We start from the raw sequence: 15,034 nt of genomic DNA on the forward strand, positions 1-15,034 counted from the left end.
GGGGGCGTATGCGGTTTCCGATACGCGGACGATATGTACGGTCTCGTAACCTCGACGGCATGCGTGTGCTGATCGTCGAGGACGAGCCCTATCTGGCGGAGGCCGTCCGAGACGGGCTGCGCCTCGAAGCGATCGCGGCGGACATCGCGGGCGACGGGGACACCGCGCTGGAGCTGCTGGGGATCAACGCGTACGACATCGCCGTGCTCGACCGGGACATCCCGGGCCCCTCCGGCGACGAGGTCGCGCGGCGGATCGTCGCCTCCGGCAGCGGGATGCCGATCCTCATGCTCACCGCCGCCGACCGGCTGGACGACAAGGCGTCCGGCTTCGGGCTCGGCGCCGACGACTACCTCACCAAACCCTTCGACCTGCGCGAACTCGTGCTCAGGCTACGGGCGTTGGACCGCAGGCGGGCCCATCACCGGCCGCCCGTACGGGAGATCGCGGGGCTGCGGCTCGACCCGTTCCGCAGGGAGGTCCAGCGGGACGGGCGCCATGTCGCCCTGACCAGGAAGCAGTTCGCGGTGCTGGAGGTACTGGTCGCCGCCGAGGGCGGGGTGGTCAGCGCGGAGGAACTGCTGGAGCGGGCGTGGGACGCGAACGCCGACCCGTTCACCAACGCCGTACGCATCACCGTCTCCGCCCTGCGCAAGCGGCTCGGCGAGCCCCGGCTCATCGCGACCGTGCCGGGGGTCGGGTACCGCATCGACGCCGGGAGCGGGCGTGGATAGGGCGCCGGGCCCGAGCGTCCGCCTCCGGCTCACCCTCAGCTACGCCGGGTTCCTCATGCTCGCGGGCGCCCTGCTGCTCGCCGCGGTGTGGCTGTTCCTGCTGCGGTACGTGCCCGAGCGGGCGCTGATCGTGCCCTCGGGCACGCCGATCCGGTACGACGTCTTCCCGGTCCGCTCCAACCTGCTACGGGTCTTCGCGCCCCGCGCGGCCGGCGTACTGGCGTTCCTGCTGGTGTTCGGCCTGGCCGGCGGGTGGTTCCTCGCGGGCCGCATGCTCGCGCCGCTGACCCGCGTCACGGAGGCGACCCGCAAGGCGGCGAACGGCTCCCTCTCGCACCGCATCCGGCTGCCGGGACGGCGGGACGAGTTCCGGGAGCTGGCCGACGCCTTCGACACGATGCTGGCCCGGCTCGACGCGCACGTCGCCGAGCAACGGCGCTTCGCGGCCAACGCCTCGCACGAGCTGCGTACCCCGCTGGCGATCTCCAAGGCCCTGCTGGACGTGGCCCGCACCGACCCGGAGCGCGACACCGCCGAACTCCTCGACCGCCTGCACGCCGTCAACGCCCGCGCGATCGACCTCACCGAGGCGCTCCTCCTGGTCGGCCGGGCCGAACAGCGGTCCTTCGAGCGGGAGGACGTCGACCTGTCCCTGCTGGCGGAGGAGGCCACGGAGACGCTGCTGCCGCTCGCGGAGAAGCACGGCATCTCCCTGGAGACCTCGGGCGAGTTCGCGCCCACGACGGGCTCCGAGGCGCTGCTGCTCCAGCTCACCATGAACCTCGTACACAACGCGATCGTGCACAACGTGCCTGGTCAGGGCCATGTGTGGGTCCGTACGGCCGTCCTGCCCGGCACGGTCGCGCTCACCGTGGAGAACACCGGTGAGCGTCTCTCCCCCGAGCTGGCCGCGACGCTCACCGAGCCGTTCCGGCGCGGTACCGAGCGGGTGCACAGCGACCACGCGGGGGCCGGGCTCGGTCTGGCGATCGTCCGGACCATCGCGCACGCGCACGACGGCACCCTGACCCTCACCCCGCGCCCCTCGGGCGGGCTGCGGATCACGGTGGAGCTGCCGGCGGGCGGCGCCGGGTGACGAGAAGGGCCGCCGCCCCGGCGGGGACGGCGGCCCTCTGTTGTCACACTCGTGGTCATCCTGGGACGACGACCACCACGACGCTGCCGTTGTTGTAGCCGTAGCCGGGGCCGTAGCCGTGGTTGAAGCCGTAGCCAGGGCCGTAGCCGTAGCCACAGTTGCCCCACCAGCCGCAGCCGCGGTTGGTCGGCACTTGGGTGGTGGCCGCCGAGGCCGTTCCGGTGGTGGCGATGGCTCCGCCTGCTGCCAGGAGGAGACCGGCGGCGGATGCCGCGACGAGACGCTTGGCGCGCTGTGCATTCATGGACGTACCTTCCTTCCACCCCGCGTGCGGTACGCGACTGCACGGTTCGGATGGCCGCGCACTCGGAGTGGGAGTCCGGCGCGGTCGGTGGGCTGGCCGCCTTCGGTCGCCGGGACGACACGGAACGCGTCCCGCTCTGCGGCACTCTCCCGATGCTAGGTGAGCACCTCCCGCTCGGCATCCGGAGCCGGACGGGATGCAACCTTTTCCGGCGCTCGCGCTTCCTACTTTCGGGGGATCATGGACCCCGTCTCCGGGAAGGGTTGCGTGGCATGGCCGAACAGGACGAATGGCAGCGGGAGTTCGACATCAGATGGGCCGACTCCGCCGAGCACAAGGAGCCGTCCGCGCGGGCCCGTATGCTCGCGGCCCGCTGGAAGGAGAACCCGCCGGACCCGATGCCGTTCCGTGCCGATCCGACCCCGGTCCGTGGTTCCCGCAGAAGTTCGTGGGTGTCGACGGTGGTGGTACTGGGGTGTGTGGCGGCGGTGATCGTGCTGCTGGGGTGGGCGCAGATGAGGTCGCGCTATTAACGGCAGGGGCCCGGCGGAGTGGCTGGAGCTGGACTGGCGGGCGCGGGCCTGGTGGATGCCGGATTCGCCGGGTGACAGCCGTACGCTGCTCGCCGCCTTCGCGACGAGCGAGCCCCTCGGTGACGACGAGTTCACGCGCGCCCTCTGCCACCACGACGGCCGGGTCCGCCAACGGGCGCTGGCCGAGGCAGCCGGGCACCCGGAGCTGTTCCCGCTGATCGTCGTACGGTGCGCCGACTGGGCCGAGCCGGTGCGCAGCCGCGCCCGCGAGCTGCTCGCCGAGATCCTCGACGCCGGTACGGCCGTGACCCTCGCCCCCATGATCCTCCGCGTTGCCGACCGGTACCGGGGTGGCCACGCCCTCGGCCTGCTGGATGCCGTACTCCGCCAAGCGCCCCGCGAGCGGCTGGCCCCGCTGCTGGTCTCCGGCGACCGCGCGGTGCGCAGGTACGCGTACCGCATGGCCGTCGAGGAGGGCAGCCTCTCCCCCGTCGAGCTGGCCCGCGCCGCCGCCGAGAGCGACGACGCGGTGGTGCAGGGCCGGTGTGCCGAGGCCGCGCTGGCCGACGGTGCCCCCGCCGAGGTGCTGGAGATCCTGCTCGGCGGCCGGAATCCGCAGGCCAGGTCGGCCGGGGTGACCGCGCTGCGGCGGGCCGGGCGCCCGGAGCGGGCCGTGGACTTCCTGGCCGACCGCTCGGCCCTGGTGCGGGCCTGCGCGCGGTACGTCGTACGGCAGCACGGCATCGACCCCCTGCCCTGGTACCGGGCGCGCTGCGCGGACCCGGCCGTGGAACCCGGTGCCGCGATCGGGCTCGCGGAGTGCGGTGACCGGGCGGACGCGCCCCTGCTGTGGGCCCTGCTGGAGCACCCCGCGCCGGGCGTACGGGCGCGGGCGGTGGCCGGGCTGCGGACGCTGGACGTGACGGACGTACGACGGCTGCGGCCGCTGCTGGACGATCCGGCGCCCGGTGTGGTCGGCGAGGCCACGCTCGCCCTGCTGCCCTCGGCCCGCGCGCTGCCGGCGGAGTGGCTGTTGTCCCGGCTGGACGCCGGGCGCCCCCGCTGGGAGCGGGTGTCGGCGTGGCGGCTGCTGGACGCGCACGGGGATGTCGTACGGCTCCGGGCGGCCGTGCCGCTGCTCGGCGACGCGGACGTCCGGCTGCGGGGGTGGGCCGAGCATGCCGTACGCCGGGTCGCGCGGCGGGCACCGCGCGCGGTGCGGAGCCCGGAGATCGCGGCGCTGCTCGACCGGGCCGAGGCGGTGGGCCGGTGAAGGGGGAAGCGGGGAAAGCCTTTGCCGGGCGCGGCCACCGGCATGGGCCGTGCCGGGTGCACACTGGAAGCAGGGGGAGAGGTCGAGTATGGGGTGATGCGGGATGCGGAGCCGTTTTCGCAGTGACCGTCGGCTGACCGTGCGGATGACGGTCACCATGTTTCTGCTCGGACTGCTGTACGTGGCGTTCGTCGCCGCGCTGATCGTGCTGCTGAAGTCGTGGATATTGGTCGCGGTGCTGGTCGCCGTGATGTTCGTGGCCCAGTTCTGGTTCTCCGACAAGATCGCCATGTTCGCGATGCGCGGGCATGTGGTGGAGCGGGAGCAGTACCCCGAGCTGCACGCGGTGGTGGACCGGCTGTGCGCCATCGCGGACATGCCGAAGCCGGTGATCGCCGTGTCCGAGCTGGACATGCCGAACGCGTTCGCCACCGGCCGGAACCCCGATCACGCGGTGGTCTGTGTGACCACCGGCCTGCTGCGGCGGCTGGAGCCGGCCGAGCTGGAGGGCGTGCTGGCGCACGAGCTGTCGCACGTCGCGCACAAGGACGTCGCCGTGATCACCATCGCGTCGTTCCTGGGTGTGATCGCCGGGCTGATCGTCCGGTTCATGTTCTACTCGCAGCTCTTCGGCGGGGGCCGGCGCGATCAGAACACCGCCGCGATCTTCGCCGCGGTGATCGGTGTCTCGGCGGCCGTGTACGCGATCAGCTTCCTGCTGATCCGGGCGCTGTCCCGGTACCGCGAGCTGGCCGCCGACCGCGCGGCCGCGCATCTGACCGGCCGCCCCTCGGCCCTGGCGTCGGCGCTGACGAAGGTGTCCGGGGAGATCGCCCGTATCCCGACCAAGGATCTGCGCACCGCGCAGGCGTTCAACGCGTTCTACTTCACCCCCGCGACCGGCAAGGAGCCGGGCATCGAGCGGATCTTCTCCACCCACCCGCCCCTGGAGCAGCGGCTCGCCCAACTGGGCCGGATCTCCGCGGAGCTGGGCGAGGCCGCCGCCCCCGAGAAGACGGGCTGATCATTGGGTCTGCTGGACATCCTGCTGGGGCGTACGAAGCCGGTGGCGCCCGATCTCGATCAGCTCTTCGCGCTGCCTTCGGCGGCGATCACCCTGCAGGCGGCGGCCGGGTTCACCCCGACCGGCGCGGGCGCGGTGTGCTTCGCGACGGTGGAGGGCGCCGCGTTCGAGCAGACGCACCGGGAGGTACGGGCGCTGCTGGACGCCGACGCCGAGCGCGCGGGGCCTCCGGTTGAGCTGACCCAGGACGACTACGGGTACTCCTGGCTCAGCTCGTACCGCTCCCCCGAGCAGCTCCCCGAGCTGGTGAACGACCTCCACGCGGTGAACAGCTCGCTGGAGGCCAACGGCTTCGGTCCCCAACTGCTGTGCTCCCTCGCGGCGTTCGAGCGGGCGGACCAGGACGACGACCGCCGGCTGGCCCTCGTGTACCTCTACAAGCGGGGCACCTTCTACCCCCTGTGCACCCGCCCCGGCCACCAGCGCCGGGACAACGCCCTGGAGCTTCAGGTGGCGTCGGCGCTGGAGGGGGATCTGCGGATCGAGAAGGACACGTCCCGGTGGTTCCCGCTGTGGGACGCGCCGGGGATGACGGGCTGACGGGCTAGCGGCTCTTCTCCCGCTGCTGCCGCCGCGCCTCGTGGGGACGCTCCCGGCGGTAACGCCGCTCCCACTTGGCCTGCCGGTCACGACGGTCGCGGTAGGCCCGGTACGTCTCCGGGGGCGGCCCCCCGCCGGGCGGGGGTGGTGGCGGCGAGCCACGGCCACCCCTGTAGTACAGGCAGAGCAGAGCGACGGCGGCGAGCCAGTAGAGGTGGTTACCGATGCCGAGAACAGCCAGAGTAAGTGTGGCGGCGACGATGAGAACGCTCATGACGAAACCTCCTGGCAATTCAACGTACCGGCGCGGCTACTGTGCGTGCATCTCCTTTTCGGGGTTCGGTGACGGTGGGTAAATGGCACCCATGCCTCAACCCCCCTTCCCTCTGGACCAGTTCACCTACGACTGCGACGGCGAGCGGCTGAGCGCGGTACGGGCGGGCACACCGGACGCCCGCGCCACGGCCGTGCTCCTGCACGGCGCGGGCACCGGCAGCAAGGAACGTCTGCTACCCCTCCTCTCGGCCTTCGCCGACCAGGACTGCCACGCCCTGGCCTTCGACTTCTCCGGCCACGGCGGCAGTACCGGCAAACTGTCCCAACTGAGCCTGCGCCGCCGCTTCGAGCAGGCGGCCGCGGTCATCGACGCCCACGCGGGAGACGCCCCGCTCATCCTGGTCGGCTTCAGCATGAGCGGCCAGACGGTGGCGGACCTGGTACGGCACTACGGACCCCGGGTGACCGCCGTGGGCCTGGGCGCACCGGGGGTGTTCGCGGCGGCGGCGTGGGACGAGGCGTTCGCCGACGGCACGGGCACCTTCACCAAGATCCTCCGCACACAGGGCAGTTGGCGCGACTCCCCCGCCCTGCCGGCCTTCCGCGCCTTCGAGGGCCGCGCGGTCCTGGTGGTGCCGGGCACGGACACCGTCATCCCGGCGGAGGTGACGGAGTCGATCGAGGAGGCGCTGTGCGCACGGGCCCAGTACTCCCGCTTCGAACTGCCTGACGCGGAACACAAGTTGGGCCTGTGGTTCCGCGACCACCCGGAGGACGGCCGGAGGTTGGTGGCCGAGTTGCTGAAGGGGCTGGACGACGGGGGCTGGTCGGCGACCCGGCGCTGGCTGGCCGGGGCGCTGCCCGAGAAGCGCACAGTGCGCGGCTCCCGTCGCTTGACCGGTGGCTGGTCGTCCCAGATGCGGGAACTGCCCCTGGACGACGGCACCGACCTGGTCCTGCGCACCTTCGTGAAGCCCTTCTTCCGACGGCATGCCCCTCGGATGCTGGCCCGGGAGGCGTCGGTACTGGCCTTGCTGGCCGAACGGCAGGACATCCCGGCACCCGCCCTGGTCGCGGTGGACGCGGAGGCAGCCGCTTGCGACCACCCGTCCCTGCTGATGACGCGGCTGCCGGGCAGCGTGCGCGTGGACGGGCAGGAGCCGGCCCGGCGGCTCGACCTGCTCGCCGCTCAACTGGTGCGCATCCACGAGGTCGTGCCGCGAGCGGAGGACCGGCCGCGCACCTACGAGGCGTGGACCTCGGCCGAGCGTGCGCGCACCCCGGAGGGACCGGTGTGGGAGCGGGCGGTTGAACTGATCCGACGCGAACCGCCACCCCACGAGGACCGGTTCCTGCACCGCGACTACCACCCCGGCAACGTGCTGTACACCGGCGCGGGCGACACACTGCGGGTCAGCGGCGTCGTGGACTGGGTGGAGACCTCCTGGGGCCCCGCCGATCTCGACGTCGCCCACTGCTCCACGGCCGTGGCCCTGCTGCACGGCCCCGAGGAGGGGCTCGCCTTCCGGGACCGGTACGAACGGGCGGGCGGCCACGGGCTCCAGTCCGGCCCGGATCACCTGTACTGGTGCTTGCTGGACGCCCTGGCATACGCCCCTGACGCCGCCAAACTGGCCGGCCCATGGCGTGAGCTGGGCCGCACAGACCTGACCCCCGAGGTGCTGGGCGGGCGGCTGGAGGCGTATGTGCGAGGGCTGCTGGAACGGTACGGGGACTGACCGGCACCGGGCGCCCCGCTGAGGCGCCCGGTGTTCAGGCTCAGTGGAGCAGGGCGCGGACCATGCGGCAGGTCGTGGCGGACGGGGGGTGGACGCCGAGGCGGGCCGCCGTGTCGCGGATCGCCTCGTCGCGGGCCTGGGCCGGGTGGTAGACGCCCGAGTCGAGCAGGGCTATGGCGAGGCGCATGGCCTTCAGGCGCCGGTTGTGCGTCACGTACCACTCACGCGGCTGCCCGGCGGGCAGCGGGCGCTTCGCGGCGGGCGTGTACGGCGAGTCGAGCGGCACGGGCCGCCTGGCGGTGGACTGGGTCGGCGACGGCTTGTTCCTCAGAGCGGCAACGGACACGGACACCCTCCTGTGGCGAGCGGAGCACCCACCGGAACCCCCCGGCGAATCCTCTCGAACACTGCCCCCAGTCTACCGACGCCCACTGACAACGGGGAGGGCGCGAAGGGGCACTGAATGCCCTGGTGGGAGCCGGAATTGGCGTACTGTCACACGAGTGGCGGGAGGGGCGCCGGGAATTCGAACAGACCGAGTGCGGCGGAGATCCGGGAGTTGCTCGGGCGTCTCGGGCTGGAGCCGTGGGACATCACCCGGACCGGCGAGGGTGTCGCCGGGGAACTGAAGATGCGGGAGTGGGCGCGGGACGCGGAGGCGCGGGAGCGGTGGCAGTGCGGGACGCGCTGGGGCGGGGTGGGCCAACTGCCGTATGACGTAGGTCACTTACTCGACGTGTGTCGCCGTTGAGACACGGCGGCCGGGCCTCCCGTACATAGCGGCGTACGCTCCCCTACCCCCCTGGAGGCGCCGATGTCGCGCAGTAGAAGTCTCGGCACCAAGAAGAAGATCGCGCTGCTGGTCAGCGCCGCCGCGGTGGCAGGCGGTGGGGCCTTTGCCCTGGCGACCACCTCGAACGCGGCACAGAGCCCGCAGGACGCCAAGACCCTGTCGTCCGCCGCGGACTCGACCGCGTGCCAGGGGTTCGCCACCGCCCTCGGCAACAACCAGAAGTTCATCGAGGGCCAGAAGGCGAACCCGGACGCGCAGTCCTCGGCCCGGATCGCCAACCGTGAGGCGGTCATCGAGCAGATCAAGGTCCAGCAGAAGGCCGCCGGCTGCACCGTTGGGGAGTCGGCTCAGGACTCCCAGGCGGGCGCGGGCCAGCAGGGTGCGGGCCAGCAGCAGGGTGCGGGCCAGCAGCAGGGCGCGGGTCAGCAGGCCGGCGGCGGGCAGCAGGCCGGCGGGCAGCAGAGCGCGCCGCCCGCCCAGGGCAACGGCGGTGGCGCCGCCGCCTCCGGCCAGCAGGTCTGCAACGGCTCGACCGTCACCCTCTCCGGCGAGGGCGGCGCCCCGGCCGCGTCCAGCAACCAGTTCCCGGTCGGGACCACGCTGAAGGTCACCAACCTGGACAACAACAAGTCCACGACCGTCAAGGTCGCCTCGGTGTCCGGCAGTTGTGCCCTCCTCAATAACGCGGCCTTCGAGCAGGTCCGGGAGCCGGGCAAGTTCCTGATCCGCCGCGCCGTGATCGAGAAGGTGGGGTGAGACGCCACGAGGTGAACGGAAACCGGTGAGACGACGGCCCGGACCGACCTGACGTCGGCTCCGGGCCGCTCCCCGGTCTCCCGCACCCCGCACCCCGCACCCCGCACCGACGGGCGGGGTCCGTGACTCGCCGCCTTGCGCACCCACCCGCGCAGGAGGAACAGGCGGCGCCCCCGGACCCCGCCTCCGTCATATGCGGCGGCCACATGGTGAGCCGCAACACAGAACCTCCAGGTAACACGGGGTTCACACACGGGCAATGATCGGGAAATCGGCTGTTGGCACGCTGCCGGACATATCGACGCGGTGTCCGTGCCGCGGCGTCGCGGCACCTCATGTGCGCCCGAACCACCCCGAAGGATGTGTCCCCGTGACCTTCAAGGCCGAGTACATCTGGATCGACGGCACCCAGCCGACGGCCAAGCTCCGTTCCAAGACGAAGATCATCACGGGTGCCCCGGCCGGTCTCGACGCACTGCCGATCTGGGGCTTCGACGGCTCCTCCACCAACCAGGCCGAGGGCCACGCCTCCGACCGCGTGCTCCGGCCGGTCTTCACCTGCCCGGACCCGATCCGCGGCGGCGACGACATCCTGGTGCTGTGCGAGGTCCTCGACATCGACATGACGCCGCACGTGTCCAACACCCGTGCCGCGCTCGCCGAGACCGAGGAACGCTTCGGCGCCCAGGAGCCGATCTTCGGCATCGAGCAGGAGTACACCTTCTTCGACGGCACCCGCCCGCTCGGCTTCCCGGAGAACGGCTTCCCGGCGCCCCAGGGCGGCTACTACTGCGGTGTCGGCGCCGACGAGATCTTCGGCCGTGACGTCGTCGAGGCCCACCTGGACAACTGCCTCAAGGCCGGTCTCGGCATCTCCGGCATCAACGCCGAGGTCATGCCCGGCCAGTGGGAGTTCCAGGTCGGCCCGCTCGCCCCGCTGGAGGTCTCCGACCAGCTCTGGGTGGCCCGCTGGCTGCTGTACCGCACCGCCGAGGACTTCGGTGTCTCCGCCACCCTCGACCCCAAGCCGGTCAAGGGCGACTGGAACGGCGCGGGCGCGCACACCAACTTCTCCACCAAGGCCATGCGTGAGGGTTACGACGCGATCATCACCGCCTGCGAGTCCCTCGGCGAGGGCTCCAAGCCGCTGGATCACGTCAAGAACTACGGCGCCGGCATCGACGACCGCCTCACCGGCCTGCACGAGACCGCCCCGTGGAACGAGTACAGCTACGGCGTCTCCGACCGCGGCGCCTCGGTCCGCATCCCGTGGCAGGTCGAGAAGGACGGCAAGGGCTACATCGAGGACCGCCGTCCCAACGCCAACGTCGACCCGTACGTGGTGACGCGGCTCCTGGTGGACACCTGCTGCGCCGCGCTGGAGAAGGCCGGCCAGGTCTGATCCCACATACCGAGAAGGGGCGCCCGCCGAGCCGGTGGGCGCCCCTTCGGCGTACCCCCGGCCAGCAGCGGGTTTCGGCCAAGAAGGCGTCAAGGAGGCGTCCAAGGGGTGAGAGAAGGCTCCTGCGCGGCGCCCGCGTCTGCTTCAATGGGCGCATGGTCGGCATCCAGAACTTCGTAGCTACGGGTCGTGAGGACCTGGAGCCGTTCTGGCCTTCCCGTCAGCACGACGACTTCGACCGAGTGTGTTGCCGCGCGGCCACCGCGCGAGCCCTCTGAGCACCGTAGATCCCTGAGCGCCGGACACCACCGGCCCACGGACTACCGGCCTCCGGCCAGCGCGTACCGAAGAACGTCCCCCAGGCGTGCGCCCGACCACCGTCAGGGCCGCCGCCTCGCCCGACGACACTCCTCGCGCGAAAGAGCTGACCTCTCATGGCGACCCACCGTCCTCAGTCCACCGCCACCACCCTCACCGACCGCCCCGCCGCCCCGGCCGCGGGCACCCGGCACCGGCTGCGCGCCGTCGACCGGGACGAGGAGTGGCATCTGCCCTCCCCCGCCGTCGCGGAGACGGCCGCGGCGACCGTGGCGGACCTGCTGCCGCCCGGCGCCACCTGGCTGCCCGCCCCGCCGCACACCCTGCCCGACCTGCCCGGCCGCCCGCCGATGGTCGGCTACCTGGTCCTGGTCCCCGCCGACCAGCGCCCGCCCTTCGCCCCGGTGGCCGTCCCCGCCCCGGCCGAGCCCGCCCCCGAGCCGGTGGTGCGGATCGACGCCGTACGCCGGATCGCTCATGTGGACGGCCGTGAACTCGACCTGACCTACCTGGAGTTCGAGCTGCTCGCCCATCTGGTGGCGCACCCGCACCGGGTGCACACCCGCGACCAGCTGGTCACCACGGTCTGGGGATACGGCCATGTCGGCGACGGCCGTACCGTCGACGTGCACATCGCCCGGCTGCGCCGGAAGCTGGGCGCCCAGTACCGGCACGCCATCCAGACCGTGCGCCGCGTCGGCTACAAGTACACGCCCCCGTCGGCCGGTTGAGCCGATCCGCTGTGAGCGGACGTGGGTGCCGCCCGCGTCCGCCCCGGGCATGATCCCCGGCATGAAGCTACTCGTGCTGGGCGGAACCGAGTTCGTGGGCAGGGCCGTGGTGGAGGCCGCGCTGGAGCGGGGCTGGGAGGTGACCGCGTTCAACCGCGGCAACCGCCAACCACCGCCGGACGTACGGTCGTTGCACGGTGACCGCACCTCCCCGGAAGGTCTGGCCGCGCTCACCGCCGACGACACCCGCTGGGACGCCGTCGTGGACACCTGGACGGGCGCGCCGAAGACCGTGCTGGACACGGCCCGCCTCCTCAAGGACCGCGTCGAGCGGTACGCCTACATATCCACCCGCTCCGTCTACACCTGGCCCTGGCCCACCCTGGGCGGCCTCGCCGAGGAGGGCCCCCTGGTGGAGGGCGCCGCCGACGCGGACGCCACCGACTACGCGGCCGACAAGCGGGGCGGCGAGCTGGCCGTGCTGGACACCTTCGGCGCCGACCGCGCCCTGCTGGTCCGGGCCGGCCTGATCCTCGGCCCGTACGAGAACGTCGGCCGGCTCCCCTACTGGCTGAACCGGATCGCGCGCGGCGGCGAGGTGCTGGCACCGGGGCCGCGCGAGATGCCGATCCAGTACGTCGACGCCCGCGACCTGGCCGACTGGGTGCTGGGCGCGCTGGACAAGGGGCTGAGCGGGCCGTACGACCTGGCGAGCGCGCCGGGGCACACCACCATGGGCGAGCTGCTGGAGCGGTGCCGGGAGGCCACCGGCTCGGCGGCCGAGCTGCGCTGGACCGACCCGGAGACGATCCTCGCGGCCGGGATCGAGCCGTGGACCGAGCTGCCCGTCTGGGCGCCGCCGGACGGCGAGCTGTCCTGTGTGCACCGGGGGGACGTGTCGCGGGCGCTGGCCACCGGGCTGCACTGCCGGCCGGTGGACGAGACGGTCGCCGACACCTGGCGCTGGCTGACCTCGATCGGCGGGCGGCTGCCCGCGCGGCCGGGCCGCAAGGCGCCGGGAGTGCCCGCGGACAAAGAGGCGGCGGCACTCGAAGCGAATCCCAACTCCCCCAGTTCAGACGGCATTTAACCCGCCGAGCGCGGGTAGACCTGGGAAATATTTGTGAGACCGGTGAACACCTCTGGGGCGGCGTGCGTATGGAAGGGCGCCGCTTCACTCCTGTCGGGCGCCTCGAAGCTGCCCCGCAAGGAAGTCAGAGGAGTTCCATGGGACGCAACATACGTAAACGCCGCTCGCCGCTGGCCGTGAAGGTCACCGCCGCATCGGCGGCCCTAGCGCTCGGCGGGGGCGGGCTGATCTGGGCGAACTTCTACGCCTCGGCTCACGAGTCGAACAACGACGCGTGGGGAGGCAATCGCACCAAGGCCACGGCCGCGCAGGTCGCCACGATCTCCTGCCCGGACGTCGGCCAGAAGCTGACCAACGTGCCGGACAAGGCCCGTACCGATGTCGCCGGTGAACTGTCCAACCTGGACCGGCAGATCACCGAGGCGTACCAGCGCCTGGCGACCACGCGGGACGCGCAGACCCGGGACGCGAGCTTCGTCCAGAACAGCATCCTGCAGCCGCTCAAGGAGCGCCGCCAGAACATCCTGGACCGGATCAAGCTGGAGATCACCCGCGTGGGCGGCACCGCCCCGGGTGACCTGGACACGCTGGCCAACTGCACCGGCACCCCGGCCGACCAGACCAACGCGGGCGGCCAGAACGGCGGTCAGCAGCAGGGCGGGGGCCAGCAGCAGGGCGGCGGCCAGGACAACGGCGGCCAGCAGCAGGGTGGCGGTCAGCAGCAGGGCGGCGGCCAGGACAACGGCGGTCAGCAGGGCGGCGGCCAGCAGGGCGGCAACATCGGCGGCCAGGCCGGCAACGGCCCCGTCGCGGCCGACTTCGTCGACATCACCAAGGCCCAGCCGAACGTGCAGGCCAAGCCGCGCAAGGCCCGCAACGCCTCGCGGGGCACCTTCACCACGCGCTGCGGTGTGAACACCAACAAGAACCACAACACCGACAACGTCATCGTGGCCCCCGGTGTGAAGAACGGCGCGCACCACCTGCACGACTACGTCGGCAACCAGAAGATCGACGCGTTCGCCAGCAACGACACGTTCCTCCAGGGCGGCACGAGCTGCCAGAACAAGAGCGACCTGTCGTCGTACTACTGGCCGGTCGTCCGTGTCCAGGACGGTTCGCAGGACTTCGACCAGAACAACGACGGCGGCGGCAAGGAGGGCAACGTCGGCAAGATCCTGACGCCGGTCCAGGCGCAGATCAAGTACGTCGGCAGCCCCACCGGCAAGGTCGTGGCGATGCCGCAGTTCCTGCGGATCATCACCGGTGACGCCAAGACCACCACCAACGGTCTGGCCAACGCCAACGCGCACTGGAGCTGCACCGGGTTCGAGAACAAGGTCCAGCTCACCGAGCAGTACCCGATCTGCCCCCAGGGCAGCAAGGTCGTACGGTCCTTCGCCTTCCAGAGCTGCTGGGACGGCCAGAACACCGACAGCGCCAACCACCGCACCCACGTGGCGTTCGCGGACGCCAACGGCGCCTGCCAGAACGGCTTCAAGGCCATTCCGCAGCTCACCATGCGCCTGGTGTACGACATCGCGCCGCCCACCATCGAGAACGGCCAGGTGAAGAACGCCTACGCCGTGGACGGTTTCCCGGAGCAGCTCCACAAGCCCTCCACCGACCACGACGACTTCATCAGCATCACGACCGGCGGTCTCGCCAACAAGATCGCCAACTGCGTGAACCGCGGCCAGAACTGCACGTGATCCGCACGGCGTGATCCCCACGGCGTGATGCACAGCAGGTGATCCAGAACTCGTGATCCTCTGAAGACCCCCCTCCTTGGGGGATCACGAACAGAAGGCCGGTGCCGGGAAACTCCCCGGCACCGGCCTTCGCCGTGTGCGTACCGCGTCAGCCGGAGTGCTTCGCCCCGTGCCCGCTGTGGTCGGTGCCCACCTCGACGTCGCCGCCGAGCGTGCCGCGCAGCGCGTTGACCACGCCGTCGTCGCCCACCGCGACCCACTTGCGGCCGACGAGGTAGTGACCGCCGTAGTCCTTCGCGTCGTTGATCCACTCGCGCTGGCCCCGGTCGGTGGCGAAGGTGGCCAGGACGAACTTCCCGTCGGCGTTCTTGCACAGCGCCTGGCGGATCTCGTCGGCGTCGGTCTGCATGTCCGGGCGGCACTTCACCTCGGCGGCCAGGCTCTCCAGGCTGCCGGTCGCGGTGGCCGGTATCTTCGCGGTGTCGTCCCGGTCCGCGCCGCAGCCCGCCAGCGTCAGCACCACGGCGCCCACGAGCACCGCGCTGGTCATCCTCATCCGTTCCTCCGGTCCTGGTGGGCTCCAGCATCCCGCACTCGAGCCCTCGCAACGGGTACGGCTGCGAGGCCGGACATGCTCAAATCCCTTGATCGGT

The 15,034-nt window shown here is 71.7% G+C and carries 16 protein-coding genes and 1 pseudogene; 13 read left to right on the forward strand and 4 right to left on the reverse strand.

Translation table 11 applies throughout. The features are described 5' to 3' along the window. The first annotated feature begins 59 nt into the window (after positions 1 to 59). Entirely contained in the window at positions 60 to 734 is a 675-nt protein-coding gene (locus tag E5083_RS11990) for a response regulator transcription factor (RefSeq protein WP_135785620.1), read from the forward strand. Next, a complete protein-coding gene (locus tag E5083_RS11995) occupies positions 727 to 1,830 on the forward strand; it encodes a sensor histidine kinase (protein ID WP_135785621.1) in 1,104 nt (367 codons plus the stop codon). Before E5083_RS11990 ends, E5083_RS11995 begins: the two co-directional genes overlap by 8 nt. Positions 1,831 to 1,885: 55 nt before the next feature. Here the strand turns inward: E5083_RS11995 and E5083_RS12000 are convergent, their stop codons facing one another. Then, positions 1,886 to 2,134: a hypothetical protein gene (locus tag E5083_RS12000; protein ID WP_135785622.1), complete on the reverse strand. Its 249-nt coding sequence runs from the start codon at positions 2,132 to 2,134 to the stop codon at positions 1,886 to 1,888. Between the two features lie 272 nt (positions 2,135 to 2,406). Here E5083_RS12000 and E5083_RS12005 point away from each other — a divergent pair, with 272 nt between their 5' ends. From E5083_RS12005 to pspAB, 4 genes are all read left to right on the forward strand, one after another. Then, positions 2,407 to 2,667 carry an SCO2583/SCO2584 N-terminal domain-containing protein gene (locus E5083_RS12005; RefSeq protein ID WP_135785623.1) on the forward strand — a complete coding sequence of 87 codons (261 nt, stop codon included), beginning with the start codon at positions 2,407 to 2,409 and terminating at the stop codon, positions 2,665 to 2,667. A 55-nt stretch (positions 2,668 to 2,722) separates the two neighbouring features. Further along, a complete protein-coding gene (locus tag E5083_RS12010; RefSeq protein WP_244317480.1) occupies positions 2,723 to 3,940 on the forward strand; it encodes a hypothetical protein in 1,218 nt (405 codons plus the stop codon). A gap of 103 nt (positions 3,941 to 4,043) precedes the next feature. Further along, positions 4,044 to 4,964, forward strand: coding sequence for a zinc metalloprotease HtpX (gene htpX, locus E5083_RS12015; protein ID WP_135785625.1), 921 nt, complete (start codon positions 4,044 to 4,046; stop codon positions 4,962 to 4,964). Positions 4,965 to 4,967: 3 nt separating this feature from the next. Further along, the gene (pspAB, locus tag E5083_RS12020; RefSeq protein WP_135785626.1) at positions 4,968 to 5,564 is read left to right on the forward strand and encodes a PspA-associated protein PspAB; all 597 of its coding nucleotides are present in this window, start codon (positions 4,968 to 4,970) and stop codon (positions 5,562 to 5,564) included. Positions 5,565 to 5,568: 4 nt separating this feature from the next. Here the strand turns inward: pspAB and E5083_RS12025 are convergent, their stop codons facing one another. Continuing rightward, positions 5,569 to 5,838: a hypothetical protein gene (locus E5083_RS12025; RefSeq protein WP_135785627.1), complete on the reverse strand. Its 270-nt coding sequence runs from the start codon at positions 5,836 to 5,838 to the stop codon at positions 5,569 to 5,571. 91 nt (positions 5,839 to 5,929) lie between these two features. Between E5083_RS12025 and E5083_RS12030 the strand changes: the two genes are divergently transcribed. Continuing rightward, positions 5,930 to 7,579 (forward strand): alpha/beta fold hydrolase, encoded by a 1,650-nt coding sequence (locus E5083_RS12030; RefSeq protein ID WP_135785628.1) that lies wholly within the window; start codon positions 5,930 to 5,932, stop codon positions 7,577 to 7,579. Positions 7,580 to 7,619: 40 nt separating this feature from the next. Here the strand turns inward: E5083_RS12030 and E5083_RS12035 are convergent, their stop codons facing one another. Next, entirely contained in the window at positions 7,620 to 7,925 is a 306-nt protein-coding gene (locus tag E5083_RS12035) for a hypothetical protein (RefSeq protein WP_135785629.1), read from the reverse strand. Between the two features lie 189 nt (positions 7,926 to 8,114). Here E5083_RS12035 and E5083_RS12040 point away from each other — a divergent pair. The 6 genes and pseudogenes from E5083_RS12040 to E5083_RS12065 form a co-directional block, all read left to right on the forward strand. Next, a pseudogene (locus E5083_RS12040) lies at positions 8,115 to 8,252 on the forward strand (arsenate reductase family protein); the annotation flags it as partial. A 141-nt stretch (positions 8,253 to 8,393) separates the two neighbouring features. Next, positions 8,394 to 9,128 (forward strand): RlpA-like double-psi beta-barrel domain-containing protein, encoded by a 735-nt coding sequence (locus E5083_RS12045; protein WP_135785630.1) that lies wholly within the window; start codon positions 8,394 to 8,396, stop codon positions 9,126 to 9,128. A 370-nt stretch (positions 9,129 to 9,498) separates the two neighbouring features. Beyond that, positions 9,499 to 10,530 carry a glutamine synthetase gene (gene glnII / locus E5083_RS12050; RefSeq protein WP_135785631.1) on the forward strand — a complete coding sequence of 344 codons (1,032 nt, stop codon included), beginning with the start codon at positions 9,499 to 9,501 and terminating at the stop codon, positions 10,528 to 10,530. Between the two features lie 434 nt (positions 10,531 to 10,964). After that, entirely contained in the window at positions 10,965 to 11,579 is a 615-nt protein-coding gene (locus tag E5083_RS12055; protein ID WP_135785632.1) for a winged helix-turn-helix domain-containing protein, read from the forward strand. A gap of 61 nt (positions 11,580 to 11,640) precedes the next feature. Further along, positions 11,641 to 12,669 (forward strand): NAD-dependent epimerase/dehydratase family protein, encoded by a 1,029-nt coding sequence (locus E5083_RS12060; RefSeq protein WP_135785633.1) that lies wholly within the window; start codon positions 11,641 to 11,643, stop codon positions 12,667 to 12,669. A gap of 137 nt (positions 12,670 to 12,806) precedes the next feature. Beyond that, on the forward strand, positions 12,807 to 14,381 hold the full coding sequence (locus tag E5083_RS12065) for a DUF1996 domain-containing protein (protein WP_135785634.1): 1,575 nt from the start codon (positions 12,807 to 12,809) through the stop codon (positions 14,379 to 14,381). A gap of 148 nt (positions 14,382 to 14,529) precedes the next feature. On the opposite strand, the gene E5083_RS12070 is transcribed toward E5083_RS12065, so the two are convergent. Continuing rightward, the gene (locus E5083_RS12070; protein WP_208754032.1) at positions 14,530 to 14,937 is read right to left on the reverse strand and encodes a hypothetical protein; all 408 of its coding nucleotides are present in this window, start codon (positions 14,935 to 14,937) and stop codon (positions 14,530 to 14,532) included. Positions 14,938 to 15,034 lie beyond the last annotated feature (97 nt).

Origin of the sequence: Streptomyces bauhiniae (assembly GCF_004784475.1) — a bacterium.
GTDB classification, from domain to species: domain Bacteria; phylum Actinomycetota; class Actinomycetes; order Streptomycetales; family Streptomycetaceae; genus Streptomyces; species Streptomyces seoulensis.

What these genes read in the sequence shown, in the direction of transcription:
- E5083_RS11990 (WP_135785620.1), top strand. Translation starts at nt 60, where the DNA reads ATGCGTGTGCTGATCGTCGAGGACGAGCCCTATCTGGCGGAGGCCGTC.
- E5083_RS12000 (WP_135785622.1), bottom strand. Translation starts at nt 2,134, where the DNA reads ATGAATGCACAGCGCGCCAAGCGTCTCGTCGCGGCATCCGCCGCCGGT.
- E5083_RS12005 (WP_135785623.1), top strand. Translation starts at nt 2,407, where the DNA reads ATGGCCGAACAGGACGAATGGCAGCGGGAGTTCGACATCAGATGGGCC.
- E5083_RS12010 (WP_244317480.1), top strand. Translation starts at nt 2,723, where the DNA reads ATGCCGGATTCGCCGGGTGACAGCCGTACGCTGCTCGCCGCCTTCGCG.
- htpX (WP_135785625.1), top strand. Translation starts at nt 4,044, where the DNA reads ATGCGGAGCCGTTTTCGCAGTGACCGTCGGCTGACCGTGCGGATGACG.
- E5083_RS12025 (WP_135785627.1), bottom strand. Translation starts at nt 5,838, where the DNA reads ATGAGCGTTCTCATCGTCGCCGCCACACTTACTCTGGCTGTTCTCGGC.
- E5083_RS12030 (WP_135785628.1), top strand. Translation starts at nt 5,930, where the DNA reads ATGCCTCAACCCCCCTTCCCTCTGGACCAGTTCACCTACGACTGCGAC.
- E5083_RS12045 (WP_135785630.1), top strand. Translation starts at nt 8,394, where the DNA reads ATGTCGCGCAGTAGAAGTCTCGGCACCAAGAAGAAGATCGCGCTGCTG.
- E5083_RS12055 (WP_135785632.1), top strand. Translation starts at nt 10,965, where the DNA reads ATGGCGACCCACCGTCCTCAGTCCACCGCCACCACCCTCACCGACCGC.
- E5083_RS12060 (WP_135785633.1), top strand. Translation starts at nt 11,641, where the DNA reads ATGAAGCTACTCGTGCTGGGCGGAACCGAGTTCGTGGGCAGGGCCGTG.
- E5083_RS12065 (WP_135785634.1), top strand. Translation starts at nt 12,807, where the DNA reads ATGGGACGCAACATACGTAAACGCCGCTCGCCGCTGGCCGTGAAGGTC.
- E5083_RS12070 (WP_208754032.1), bottom strand. Translation starts at nt 14,937, where the DNA reads ATGAGGATGACCAGCGCGGTGCTCGTGGGCGCCGTGGTGCTGACGCTG.